Here is a 12,211-nt window from a genome sequence, read left to right on the forward strand (position 1 = left end):
CCGTGCCTCTCGCCCTGCGGCGTCCTACCGGACCCGGGGGGAACAACGATGATGGTCTTCGCCATCGAGCACGCATCGGGGCAGCTTTCTCTTCACAAGGCCTACATAGGGCCTCGCGAGACTGCCGTACTCATCGGTGCATGATCCACTCAGTTCACGCCAAACTTATGCGATGTTTATCTCATCGGCGCGGTCCGGGCCGGTCCCCGTTACGGTCGCGCTTCCTCGACGGCCCGTCGAACGACGGCGTCGACCTCGTCGGCCAGCCCGTCGCCGGGCTGCACGACCGTCAGATTGACGCTGCTCGCCCCCTGTTGACCGGTTTGGCCTCCGACGACGACGAACCGCACCCGCGCATGGTCCTCCGCCTGCTCGCGCACGGTCCGGGTCTGCGCGGCCCCGGTGGCGAGGACGACCTCGCAGTCGCGCTGGATCAGCCCGTTGAGATGGGGCAGGGCGTTGGCGGCCGACTGCTCGCCCATCACCGGGACATGGGTGACCCGGACACGGGTGTCACCGGAGGCGCGCTGCATGCCCCGCCAGACGGCGGCGGCGTCCCCGCCGGTGATCCCGGCCTCCCCGGTGAGCAGACAGGCGTCGAACTCCTGGTACTGGCGGGCCCGGGAGTCCGGCGGCGTCGCGGCCTCCTCCTCCCCGCCGAACACCCAGACGGCCACGAGCGCACCGACGACGAGCAGCACCCCGCCGCCCGTCCACGCCCCGCGCCGCCCGCGCAGCAGCCCGGCGGCCCGCGCCAGGACGAGCCGGGCCCGGGGCATCCGCGAACGCGGGGCGGGGGTCCTGCCCCGCCAGGTCCGCCGGGTCCTCATGCCGGACCCTCCGGACGACCAGGGGTTCCGGGCCACGGGGTGCCGGACGGCACGGCTGACTTCACGCTCTGTTTTCCTTCGGGGGGTGACGGACGCGGGCGGGCCGGGAGCCGTTCGCACGCACCCGCCCGACCGGCACGGACGCCGTACAGTACAACGCCCTCCGCCGCCCCTCCCCGGGGCCCCGGCGGATCAGCCGCCGCACAGCTCCAGCATGACCCGCTTGTCCGGTGCGGTGACCGGGAGTTCGTACTTCAGCGCGACCTGGGCGAACCGCAGCGCGTAGGAGCAGCGCACCGGCTTGTACGGGGGCAGCCAGGAGGCGGGCCCGGAGTCCCGCTTGGCGTTGTTGGCGGGGCCGTCCACGGGGAGGAGGTTGAGCGGGTCGTTGGCGATCCGCTGCCGCTTGGCGTCGCTCCAGCGGGAGGCGCCCATCTGCCAGTCGTAGGAGAGGGGCATGACGTGGTCGATCTGGACCCGGGTCGCCTGCTGCTTGCGCCAGGCGATGGTGGAGCCGGTGTACGGGTCCTTGAGCGTCATGGAGACGACGACGCAGTCGGAGCCGGAGCGCAGGGCGATGTCCTTGCCGTCGCGGGCCAGCAGGTCGTTCCGCGTTATCTCCATCTCCTTCCTGAGTGCGATGCACATGAGGCACAGCCGTAACCCCTTCCTGTCCCTTCCCGTTATCAGCCATGACATGAGGCACATGAGTGACAACGAGACAGGAAGCAGATCCCTTGACGTTACTTACAGAGAAGGCCGTATCTCCCGCCACCGGCGAGACCACCTGGCTCCTGGTCGACGAAGAAACGTACGCGCCTCACCCCGAAGCCCGTGAGTTCTCCCTGTATCTACGCGGAGCCGGGCGGTCACCGCAGACACAGCGCGCGTACGTCCCCAGAGTCGGTCGCTTCCTCAATTGGTGTGCAGAGCGGGGCACCGACTGGAGGACCGTCCGGCTACGGGAAATGAGTCTGTTCAAGTTCCATGTCGAGCGGACACCGACCCGGTACGGGCGGCCTCCGTCCGGCAAGACGGTCAACGCCACGCTCACTGCGGTGTGCGAGTTCCTCCGCTTCTGCGCCGTCCAGGGGCACGTGGATCACGAAGTCGCCGCACGCCTCAGTGAGCCGCGTTTCCTCTCCCCCGCCCCGGCCGGCTTCGATCCCGGCGAGGGCGGCCAGCACCTGATGGTCAAGGCCCGCGTCCTGAAGGCGCCGGAGACCGAGCGGGCACCGCAGACGCTCACCAGCGTCCAGACGAAGCAGGTCATCGACGCCGCTCGCACCGCGCGTGACCGGCTGCTGCTGACCGTCCTGGTGAAAGCGGGCCTCCGCATCGGCGAAGCTCTCGGACTGCGGCGTGAGGACATGCATCTGCTCCCCGACTCCACGCACCTGGGCTGCCGAACCGGTGGCGCGCACCTGCATGTCAGGCCCCGTCACGACAACGTGAACGGGGCGCGGGCCAAGGCCGGGCGCCCTCGCATGGTTCCGCTCACACCGGAAGTGGTGCACCGATACCGCGATCATCTCTCCGAGCGTGAACAGGTCGTCGGCGCCGCCGAGTGTGACTACGTCTTCCTCAACCTCGTCGGCATCCACGCGGGACGTCCGCTGTCCTACTCCAACACGAAGCAGGTGATCGAACGTATCGGGAAGCGCTGCGGCCTCACTGCCCGACCGCACATGATGCGGCACACAGCCGCCACCCGATGGATCCGCAACGGGGTCGCTCCGGACGTCGTACAGACCCTCCTGGGCCACGCCTCCTCGGCGAGCACCGCCGTGTACCTGCACGCCCAGGACGAGGATCTCCGTGCCGCCGTCGAGGCCGTCGAGAGTCTCGTGCCGGAGCTGCTGCGATGACCAGTGCGCTCCTCCGCTCCGCTGCCGTTTCCTCCGTCTCCGGCGCGCCGGAGTGGCCGTCGTGGCTCGCGGCACATCTGCCGTCGGGCTGGCGCACGGGTGAGTGGGACCCCGTTCAGACGCTTTTCACCGCCGATCCCGGCAATCCCACGACGAGCGTGTTCGTCTGCTCCGTAGTCGCCTGTCGCACCCATGTGGCGAGTAATGGATCCCGCTGCGACGCCTGCCGTAAAGCCCGCTACCTTGTGGGCAATCCCGCGGACTTCGACGCCACGCACATCCCGGACACGTCCCGCCGCCGGCCCAACACCTCCGCGAACGGGGCGATGCCGGGCGTCTCCCAGTTCTCGCTCGCGAGTGTGAGCCCTGCGGTCCGCCAAGAGCTCTTGTACGGGCTCCAGCAGCGCGACGACGCCGGAATCAGCCTTGTCCCCCAGCGGGTACGCCGCATTGTGGCCGGCCTCCCAGCCGGACTCGGCTCGCTCCTCGACCTGGACGCCTCCTTCTCCTCCGGGCTTCCGGCTGCGGCCTCCGGCGTCCTGAACGGTGTTCTCCTGCACGTCCGACGCGCACGCGTCGAGTTCGAGGGCGCCGATCCGACCTCGGGCGACGTATGGGAGTGCGCTCTCATCGGGCTGACGGCAGGGCGCGGTCGCAAGTACGCCGCCGTCCACGGTGACATCGACTTCCGTCCGGTACGGCAGCGTTGGCTGCGAGAACTCGTCAAGGAGTACGGCCGCACGGCACGCCCCAACGTCATGGACCTGCGGCAGACCGTCTACGCAGCGACCATCGCGTCCTCCGCGCTGGCAGGCCGCCCCCACGGGGATGAGCCGGGGCTCCTCGCCATGGCCGACATGAATGCCGTAGTGGACCTGTTCCGGATCACCAAGCGTCCCGAGGACGGTCACGACTACTCCACCAGCCACCGCAGAGCCCTGCTCCGGCACTGGCGCACGTTCCTGGACTACGCCCGTCAGGCCGGGATGATGGATCACGTGCCCGGCGGGTTCGCGCTCAACCCCCGCTTCCACAGCATCGCCGCCGTGGAGGTAACCGAGGACGATCTCGGCCGTGCGATCCCCGAGCACGTCATCGCCCAGCTCGACGCGCACCTCGATCTGCTCGGCACCTCGACGGGGTACGTGAGCGGCGGCTGGTCGGCCGCCGACTTCGCGCGGATGTATCAGGTGGTCTACGCGGTCCTCCGGGACACCGGCCGGCGTCCGGGCGAGGTCACCAGCCTGCGCCGCGACTGCCTGGAGCGGGTCGACGGCAAACCGACGCTGATCTACGACAACCACAAGCGTCGACGCCACGGCCGTCGGCTGCCGATCTCGGAGAGCACCGCCCAGCTGATCGAAACCTGGCAGAAGAAGCTCGATGCACTTCCGGCCGTACCGGCGTGTGCCCAGTGGCTCTTTCCCTCACCGGGACAGCGCAACCGTCCACGCCGCGGGCATCTGAAGGCCGCGCAGTTCTGCAACCGGATCTTCCGCGACTGGGTCGACGAGCTGATCCCCAACCTAATGGACGACCGGCTCGACGAGGACGGCGCCCTGCTCGCCTACGACCGCACCGAGGTCGTCCCGTACGGCTTCCGACACTCGTACGCCCAGCGCCATGCGGACGCGGGAACTCGCCCCGACGTCCTGCGGGAACTCATGGACCACCGTTCACTGGACGTCACCATGGGCTACTACAAGGTTTCCCTCAGCCGAAAGCAGGAGGCCGTGCGCACGGTCGCGGCGCTCGCCGTCGACCGGCACGGAGCAACCCGCGGGTTCAGCGACCCCCTCGCCTATGAGGTGGAAAGCGTTGGGGTTCCCTATGGCGGCTGCACCGAGCCGAGCAACGTCAAGGCCGGTGGTGGGCACTGCCGCATCCGCTTCCAGTGCGCAGGATGCGACTTCTACCGGCCCGATCCCTCCTACCTCCCCGCCCTGGAACAGCAGGTCGCGGACCTGCGGGCCGACAAGGAAGCCGCCCTCGCGATGGAAGCCGCCGACTGGGTCGTACGCAATCTCGATGACCAGATCCGCGCCTACTCGAAGTCGGCCGACGAGATGCGGCGGAAACTCGACGCGCTGCCCGCCGAGGAGCGGGCCGCCGTCGAATCCGCATCACGCGAGCTGCGCAAGGCACGTTCGGCAGCGGCCTTCATCCCTCTGCAGGCACTGACGACACGGAGCTCCGAATGAGAATCCCTGCTACTTCCGGCGGCAACGACCGGAACGCCCGGGTCGAGCGCCTGCGCGTCAGCCGCGCCAAGGACAGCGAAGACAAAACAAAGCGTGCACTCGACGCCGTGGATGACCTTCTCCGCTCGGGGCGACGGATCACCGTTGCTCAAGTGGCACGGGATGCCTCGGTTTCCACGTGGTTCGTCTACAACCGGCGTCAGGTGCACCAGGCCGTTCAGGACGGCATCTCCGCCCAGCGAACGCGAGGTCGTCAGAACTCCCACACTCCAGAAGCGTCCCAGGTATCTCCGGCTGGGTTACGGACGGACCTTGCACTGGCCCGCGAAGAGATCAAGGACCTCAAGAAGGAGCGCGATCGGCTCCGTAGCCGGGTCAGGCTCTCTCTCGGCGCCGAGTTGGAGGGCGTGAACCAGCATGAGCTGATCGAGCGGGTGCAGCAGATCGAGCAGCGGAATACCGCGCTGGCGCAAGCATTGTCAGAGGCCAGGGATCGGATCGCCGACCTGGAGGGCCAACTGCGCGAGGCGGAGGACGACCTCACCGCCGCGCGAACCAGTCTGCGCCGTGCCATGCGGGCTGTTCCGTCCCCATAGCTCGCGTTCCACCACCTGCGGCTGTCCGGCTTGAGTGCCGTCCGCCGGACAGCCGAAAGGCCGGAATCAGAATGGGGGATCGTTGATGAGCGAGCCGGTCCAGACAGGTGAGACCGGCTCGGAATCGCGCTGCTGAAGGAGCGCGACGGCATCGTTGGCGCGTCCCAGGTCAATGAGGTACCCAGCGAGTTCGTTGCTGTTCGCGGCGGCGTGCCGTTCGAGAACAGCAACAGCCTCCTCGGCGCGTCCGGCGCCAGCGAGCAACTCAGCAATGTGCGGCGCCGCGTACGAGGTGGCCCCCTCGGGGTGGGAGAGGGCATGAGCGACCGCTACGTCGACGCCGTCGCGGGCAGCGATCAGCGGCAGCCGCATCCAGTACAGCTCCCATTCCTCCTCACCCCCTCGGGCGGCGGCGAGGGCGTCGAGGTGCGCCAGGCCGTCCTCGGTGCGCCTCTGGTCGAGACACAGGCCGGACAGAGCATGAAGGATCCAGTCGTCCCCGTTGTGGGCGTCGGCCTGAACCCGCATCACGTCGATCGCTTCGTCCCCTCGACCGTGCCGTGCCAGGAGCTGTGCGAGCTCGAAAGCCGAGTTGGGATCGAGGGCCCCAGGTCGGTCGGCCTGCCGGTACACGGCGATCGCACCTTCCGCATCGCCGCGCTGCTCCAGCACCTCGGCCAGGCGCCGCGCGGCGTCACCGAGATCCTCGGTCGCCGCGTACGCCCGCAGTTCCTCGATCCGATCGTGTCTCGCCAGCAGGTCGGCCAGCTGGTCGCGGTTGTTGACGGAGGTGATCTGCCGGGTGTACAGCAGGGCGATCGCTTCGTCGATGCGGCCCTGGCGTTCACGGATCGCGGCAAGCAGCCCGATCGCCGTGTCGGGGTCAAGGCCACGGCAGCACCACGGGCCGTCGCACCGATGCCGAGCCGGGATCCGGGCGGCCAGCAGCGCGGCAACCTCTTCGTCCCGGCCTGTTCCCCTGACAATGTCGACCAGAGCGGTGGCAAGAACCCAGTCCTCGATTCCAGCACTCAGCCGAGTGACCGCCTCGTCCGCACACCCATGCCGGGCCAGCAGGCGCGCGAAGAACTCCAGCGGGAGCCCTCCCTTGCTCGCGTACGGCCGGGCCAGGATGATCGCCTCCTCAGCCCGCCCCCAGCTCTCCAGCAACTCCGCCTGAACCTGGGCTGCCGGCCACCAGCCAGTGGCAACGTACGGAGAAAGCACCTCCAGCGCCTCGGTCTGCCGTCCCTGGTCGCCGAGCAGCTGCGCCCAGGCCCGCGCGCAGAACCATTCCCCGCGACGGGCTTGGACCTCTACCTCTTCGCTGTGGCCGGCCTCAAGAAGCCGGGAGACCAGGAGTGGAGGAATGCAGCCGGACAAGGTCCGGGCCTGACGGTCGAGAGCGGCAGCGTCCATGACTGCGAACCTTAGCCATCACGGCCGAGAGTGACCCCGCGCCCCGGGGCCGGGACAGCACTGGGGCTCCTGTCAGCCCTGGCACTGTTCCAGCATCATGGCCTTGTCCGCCGTTGTCACCGGGAGTTCGTACTTGTCAGCGACCTGCGCGAAGCGCACCGCGTACGAGCACCGGATCTTCTTGTTCGGCGGAAGCCAGGACGCCGGCCCCGAGTCACGCTTCGCCGAATTGGCGCGCCCTTCGACTGGAAGCAGATTGAGCACGTCGTTCGCCAGTTGCCTTCGCTTGCTCTCCGGCCAACGGGCGGCACCCATCTGCCAGCTGTAGGACAGCGGGACCACGTGGTCTATCTGTACCTCGGTGGCCTTGGCCTTCTTCCAGGCGATCTCCTTGCCGGTGTACGGGTCGTACAGGTTCATCGCTACGACCACGCAGTCGGAACCTGAACGGAACTGCACGTGTTGCCCATGGAGTTTCAACAAGTCATTCCGCGTGTCACAACCATTCCTCGCCAGCGGCACCCCATCCGCCGTATCCATCCACGCGTACCCGAACTTGTCACGCTCGTAGCCCGTCTTCGGCCCACGCCCCTTTGTGGTGAGCCCTTGGATGAGCTTGCGTGCGTCGGCCTTGTCCGCTTCCGACGTGAGCGCGGCGAGCCCCGGCTTCGTCCCGTCGGGGTTCGCCAACGGGCTCACCACGCGGCCGGCGGCGGTATCCGGACCAGATCCTGCGGCGGTGCCACCTGACTCCAGTTCGTCACAGCCGGTGACCAGCGCAGCGGCAATGGCGGCCGCAATCACGAGCTTCGTCCCGCCTGTCCGCAGGATCCTGTGACTCATGTGCCTCTCACTACGCACAGCCGACCACACCCTGCATACGCTGCGAGAACAGGTCCACCACGGCGCGGACCATAGAGATAATCCGCGTGTCGCAGCCGTTGCGGGCGAACGCTATGCCGTCGACGGAGTCCTTCCAGGCGCTGCCGAACTTGTCGCGCGCGTACCCCGTCTTCGGTCCCCGGCCCTTCGTGGCGACCTTCTCGATGACCTTCCGGGCGGCGGCCCGGTCCTGTTCGGAGGTGAGCGGGGCGAGTCCGGGCTTCGTGCCGTCCGGGTTCTCCAGGGGACTGGCGCCGAAGCCCGTGGCGGCGGCCCGGCCGCCGCCCTGGGAACCGCCCGAGGAGGACGACGAGGACCCCTGCTCGGGGTCGCAGCCGGTGAGGGCCAGAACGGCCAGCAGGCCCAGGGCGGGCACGGTCACTCGACATACGCGGGGAGATATCACTCGAAGCCGTCCTGACGGGGAGAAAGCCGAACCGGTCCGGGCATCCTACGGACCTCTTCCCCGTGCGGGCGTGTTCATGGCACGCGTGTACGGGGGATGCGGCCCGGATCACAGGACGGGGCCGGGCACGCCCCCGCCGCCCCTCACACCTTCCCGATGCCCAGGGTCGTCTCGGAGGGGAGGAGCCCGGAGCCGATGGCCGCGACCCAGAGGGGTCCGAGGAGTTCGACGAGCCGCTCGCGTTCGGCGGCGTCGAGGGCGTGCCAGGGGGCGGCGGCCGCCTCGTCGGTGCGGCGTTCGACCTCGGCGCGCAGGGCGCGGCCCGCGTCCGTGGCCGTGCCGTCCGCCGCCACCAGCCCGCGCTTCCGCAGCCGTTCGGCGCCCTGCTCCCACTCCTCGGCGCTCCATCCCCGGCCGGCGAAGACCTCGGGAGGGGCGGCGCCGATCGCGGCGAAGGAGACGAGGGACTCGACCGGGTCGAGTCCGGCGTCCGCGAGCGCGGCGAGGTGGCCGTCGCCCCGGTGTTCGCGCAGGACGGTGGCGGCGTGCCAGAGCGCGAGGTGCGGGGCGTCCGGTACGGGCAGGGCGGCGTTGGCCGCGGCGAGGGGGCGGCCGGCCGTGTCGGCGGCGCGGGCCACGCGGGTGAGCAGCGCGGCGGCCTCGGCGGTGTCCGGGGCTTCGGCGGCGTCTCCCAGCAGGGTGCGCCAGGCCCGGTCGACGGCGCGGACGCGGGCGGCGAGCACCGCGCCGGGCGCGGCGACGGACCAGACGGCGGGGACATGGGCGCCCACCGTCGCCGGGCTGAAGCTGTAGAAGGTCTCCGTGACGCGGGCGGCGTCCGCCCCGTCCGCGCCGAGCGGCGCCGCGCGCCAGGCGAAGTAGCTCGGCCAGCGCTCTTCGATGCCGTACCCGAGCGCGGCGGCCTCCTCGAAGGCCTCGGGGGCGTAGTAGAGCACGGCGTGCAGGGGCTCAAGAAGGTGCCACATGCGCCGCACGCTGCCCAGTTCCTCGGTCCTGTCTCCCACGACTCCGCCTTCCGGGGCGGGCGGCCCCCACCCATCTTGTCACTGCCTAGATCTCTGACGCCGACCAGACTGCACCCGCTCCCGCGAACTTGTCAATGACTAGATTCGGCGTACGCTGCTGCCATGACCAGTGACCGCGCCGACCGCACCTACCACCACGGCGATCTGCGGCGGGCCGCCCTCACCGCCGCGCTCGACGTCATTCGCACCGAGGGCCCCGCCGCCCTCAGCCTGCGCGATCTGGCCCGCCGGGCCGGCGTCTCCCACGCCGCGCCCGCCCACCACTTCAAGGACCGCGCCGGCCTCCTCACCGCGGTGGCCGCCGAGGGCTACACCCTCTTCGCCGACGCCCTCGCCGAGGCCCCGGACCTCCGCGAACGCGGCGTGCGCTACGTCCGCTTCGCCGCCGAGCACCCGGCCCACTTCCAGGTGATGTTCCGCCCCGACCTCTACCGCACCGACGACCCCCACCTCCTCGCCGCCAAGGACCGCGCCACCGCCGAACTCCGCGCCGGCGTCTCCGCCCTCCCCGCCCCCACCCCCGAGGACGCCCGCCTCACCGGCATCGCCGCCTGGTCCCTCGCCCACGGCTTCGCCACCCTCCTCCTCAGCGGAAACCTGGACGCGGCGGTCGGCGACACGGACGCGGAGGCGGTGTTCAGGAGGGTGGCGGAGCTGGCGTTCGGGCGGGGTGCGGGGGGCTGACGCAGGCCGATGCGGTTGCTCTTCCAACCGGTGGGCGGGAAGACCGGTGCTTCAGGGGCCCGAGGCCTCTCGCCTGAAGCCCTTGCACCCGCCCCGCAAGGGCCGCCTCAGGCAGACTGGGCGACGGCGAGCCCGGCGACAACAAGTACGAAGCTGAGCGAGCACACGATGCGCTGCTGACGGGACCACGTGTCCCACCCGCGTTGCCCCTTGCTCCCCACCATGATCCCGACCATGCCGACGACGAATCCGATCAATCCCAACAAGGCCATGCCCGTATCCGACGCGCCACGATGCGGACGTGTCAAGAGACTTTAAGGGCAAACCCTTCAGCTGCCGGTTGCATCCTGGGTGGCCTCGTCGTGCCGACGGCCACGGGGCCGTCGGGCCAGAACGCCAGAGCAACGGCATGGGGCTGACGTGGGCCCGGCCTCACTCGGGCGTGAACTCGTACTGAAGCTCGTACAGATGGCCCGCCTTCACCATGACGGTCGCTTCGATGGGGCGCTCGTCGTCGCTGTACACGACCCTCAGGGTCCGCAGCACCGGCAGGCCGCCGGGCAGACGCAGCGCCCGGTACTGCTCCTGCGTGGGAACGCGCGCGGACACCCGGTCCACGCTGAGTCGTGGCGGATAGCCCAGTTCCGCGAGCAGGGCCGGCGTACCGCCGGTGATCTTCCGGTGCTCGGCCATCGCGGTGCCAGCGGCGATATCCAGCGCGTAGTACGAGGAGACGAGTTCGACCGGTTCGTCGTCGACGAGGAGGAGTTGGTGTCTACGGAGCACCTCACCGGCCGCCTCCGTCCGCAGGGCCTCGGCGACGTCCGCGGGCGGGCGGCACGCGCCGACTTCGAGAAGTTCGCTCCGCGCACGGGAGCCGCCCCGCGCGTGCTCGCTCAGCCAGCGGTACGGCTCCCCCGCTCGGGCCGGAGCCATGTAGGCGGCGGGGCGGACGGTGCGCTGACGATGCTCGCGCACCGTCACGGCCGCCCCGGCCCTGCCGACGACCAGCCCCTCCTCCTTGAGGAGGTGCAACGCCTTCTGCACCGTCGCGTTCGAGGCGTCGAACCGCTCCTTGAGCCGGGCGGTGGACGGCAGACCGGTTCCGGGCGCGAGGTCCCCGGTCATGATCTCGTCCCTCAGATCGGCGGCGATCCGCTCGTGCAGCGAACGGCGGTCGACGGCATCCGCTTCGGGTCTGGGCACAGTCATCCGATCCTGATCTCGTAGCGAAGCTTCTGGCGGCGTGGCGGCATCGCCATGACGTCGACCTGGATGGGCCGGTCAGCGGCGTCCACCGTGAGCCGGGTCAGCTGAAGGACGGGTTCGCCGTCCGCCAGCAGCAGTCGGCGCCGCTCGTCCTCCGTCGCGAGCCGCGCGGTCACGTCCTCCCGGACGCGCGCTCCCACGTACCCGAGGTCGGCGAGCAGCCGGACCGCTCCGCCCGGAATCCTGGCGGTACCGGCGAGACGGGTGCCGCGCGCGATGTCCGACGGGTAGTAGGTGTCCGTCAACTCGCACGGCTCGTCGTCCAGATACATGATCCGGCGCCGCGCGACGACCGCCTCCCCAGCTGCCAGTCCCAGCAGTGCGGCCACCTCCGCCGGAGCCTCCACCTCACCCGCCTGCACGATCCGCTGGTTCCCCCTGCGCCCCTCCGCCGCGGCCTCGGCCGCCCACGCGTCGGCCGCCGCGCCGGGGGACGCGGCGAGATAGGGCACCGAGGTGCTGGTCCATTCACTGCCGCTCATGTCCGTCTCCTCCGCAGCCGACGCCTCTGCCGCCCCACACGGTAGGCGAGTCCCATGCGCCGCCCTAGCGTAAACCTTGCCGCTTTTCGCGAATAGCGGTACGGTTCTCACCACGCTACGGCCCGCGAGCAAGGCGGTGAACCTCCGTGTCCCTGTCCCAACAGCGACGCTTCCCCCGCAGGCGTACTTCTGTCCGCGCCTCACGCCACTTCGTCACCGGAGTCCTCGTCGAATGGCAGCTTGGCTCCCTGATCGAGGACATAGAGCTGTGCGTGTCCGAACTCGCCACCAACGCCCTGCTCCACGGCGTCCCGCCCGGCCGCGAGTTCAACGTCGTCCTCAGCCGCGCGCAGGACGCGGTGCGACTGGAGGTGCGGGACAGCGGGCCGGGCCGGCCCGAGGTGCGGCAGCCGTACGACGACGCATGCTCGGGGCGCGGCTTACTCCTCGCGCGCGCCCTGGCCGACGACTTCGGCGTGGACGACCACGTGGTCGGCAAGACCGTGTGGCTGGTGTTCAAGACTTGAC

The 12,211-nt window shown here is 69.9% G+C and carries 13 protein-coding genes and 1 pseudogene; 5 read left to right on the forward strand and 9 right to left on the reverse strand.

Annotation, left to right across the window (positions count from 1 at the left end; all coding sequences use genetic code 11):
* Positions 1 to 209 precede the first annotated feature (209 nt).
* Complete coding sequence (locus tag ACFVDM_RS32985) at positions 210 to 830, reverse strand: BMP family ABC transporter substrate-binding protein (protein WP_383649065.1); 621 nt, start codon at positions 828 to 830, stop codon at positions 210 to 212.
* Between the two features lie 192 nt (positions 831 to 1,022).
* A pseudogene (locus tag ACFVDM_RS32990) lies at positions 1,023 to 1,445 on the reverse strand (HNH endonuclease family protein); the annotation flags it as partial.
* A gap of 95 nt (positions 1,446 to 1,540) precedes the next feature.
* Here ACFVDM_RS32990 and ACFVDM_RS32995 point away from each other — a divergent pair.
* Genes ACFVDM_RS32995 through ACFVDM_RS33005 form a run of 3 tightly spaced genes read left to right on the forward strand, consistent with a single transcriptional unit; the run spans position 1,541 to position 5,495 of the window.
* Entirely contained in the window at positions 1,541 to 2,698 is a 1,158-nt protein-coding gene (locus ACFVDM_RS32995; RefSeq protein WP_383649069.1) for a tyrosine-type recombinase/integrase, read from the forward strand.
* Positions 2,695 to 4,899: a tyrosine-type recombinase/integrase gene (locus ACFVDM_RS33000; RefSeq protein ID WP_383649072.1), complete on the forward strand. Its 2,205-nt coding sequence runs from the start codon at positions 2,695 to 2,697 to the stop codon at positions 4,897 to 4,899. Before ACFVDM_RS32995 ends, ACFVDM_RS33000 begins: the two co-directional genes overlap by 4 nt.
* Positions 4,896 to 5,495 (forward strand): DUF6262 family protein, encoded by a 600-nt coding sequence (locus tag ACFVDM_RS33005; RefSeq protein ID WP_383649074.1) that lies wholly within the window; start codon positions 4,896 to 4,898, stop codon positions 5,493 to 5,495. Before ACFVDM_RS33000 ends, ACFVDM_RS33005 begins: the two co-directional genes overlap by 4 nt.
* 66 nt (positions 5,496 to 5,561) lie before the next feature.
* Here ACFVDM_RS33005 and ACFVDM_RS33010 read toward each other — a convergent pair whose 3' ends face one another.
* The 4 genes from ACFVDM_RS33010 to ACFVDM_RS33025 form a co-directional block, all read right to left on the reverse strand.
* Positions 5,562 to 6,914, reverse strand: a complete 1,353-nt coding sequence (locus ACFVDM_RS33010; protein ID WP_383649076.1) for a hypothetical protein — start codon at positions 6,912 to 6,914, stop codon at positions 5,562 to 5,564.
* Between the two features lie 72 nt (positions 6,915 to 6,986).
* Positions 6,987 to 7,757, reverse strand: coding sequence for an HNH endonuclease family protein (locus ACFVDM_RS33015; protein WP_383649079.1), 771 nt, complete (start codon positions 7,755 to 7,757; stop codon positions 6,987 to 6,989).
* 10 nt (positions 7,758 to 7,767) lie between these two features.
* Positions 7,768 to 8,178, reverse strand: coding sequence for a hypothetical protein (locus tag ACFVDM_RS33020; protein WP_383649082.1), 411 nt, complete (start codon positions 8,176 to 8,178; stop codon positions 7,768 to 7,770).
* A gap of 167 nt (positions 8,179 to 8,345) precedes the next feature.
* Entirely contained in the window at positions 8,346 to 9,188 is an 843-nt protein-coding gene (locus tag ACFVDM_RS33025) for a hypothetical protein (RefSeq protein ID WP_383649182.1), read from the reverse strand.
* Positions 9,189 to 9,350: 162 nt separating this feature from the next.
* On the opposite strand from ACFVDM_RS33025, the gene ACFVDM_RS33030 reads away from it, so the two are divergent.
* On the forward strand, positions 9,351 to 9,932 hold the full coding sequence (locus ACFVDM_RS33030) for a TetR/AcrR family transcriptional regulator (protein ID WP_383649084.1): 582 nt from the start codon (positions 9,351 to 9,353) through the stop codon (positions 9,930 to 9,932).
* A 107-nt stretch (positions 9,933 to 10,039) separates the two neighbouring features.
* Here ACFVDM_RS33030 and ACFVDM_RS33035 read toward each other — a convergent pair whose 3' ends face one another.
* The 3 genes from ACFVDM_RS33035 to ACFVDM_RS33045 all read right to left on the reverse strand — a co-directional run bounded on the left by ACFVDM_RS33035 (position 10,040) and on the right by ACFVDM_RS33045 (position 11,683).
* On the reverse strand, positions 10,040 to 10,204 hold the full coding sequence (locus ACFVDM_RS33035; RefSeq protein WP_383649086.1) for a hypothetical protein: 165 nt from the start codon (positions 10,202 to 10,204) through the stop codon (positions 10,040 to 10,042).
* A gap of 160 nt (positions 10,205 to 10,364) precedes the next feature.
* Positions 10,365 to 11,144: a GntR family transcriptional regulator gene (locus tag ACFVDM_RS33040; RefSeq protein WP_383649088.1), complete on the reverse strand. Its 780-nt coding sequence runs from the start codon at positions 11,142 to 11,144 to the stop codon at positions 10,365 to 10,367.
* Positions 11,141 to 11,683, reverse strand: a complete 543-nt coding sequence (locus tag ACFVDM_RS33045) for a GntR family transcriptional regulator (protein ID WP_383649090.1) — start codon at positions 11,681 to 11,683, stop codon at positions 11,141 to 11,143. Before ACFVDM_RS33045 ends, ACFVDM_RS33040 begins: the two co-directional genes overlap by 4 nt.
* A gap of 146 nt (positions 11,684 to 11,829) precedes the next feature.
* Between ACFVDM_RS33045 and ACFVDM_RS33050 the strand changes: the two genes are divergently transcribed.
* A complete protein-coding gene (locus ACFVDM_RS33050) occupies positions 11,830 to 12,210 on the forward strand; it encodes an ATP-binding protein (RefSeq protein WP_383649092.1) in 381 nt (126 codons plus the stop codon).
* Position 12,211 lies beyond the last annotated feature (1 nt).

The sequence above is a fragment of the Streptomyces sp. NPDC057682 genome (assembly GCF_042799575.1).
Lineage (GTDB): Bacteria > Actinomycetota > Actinomycetes > Streptomycetales > Streptomycetaceae > Streptomyces.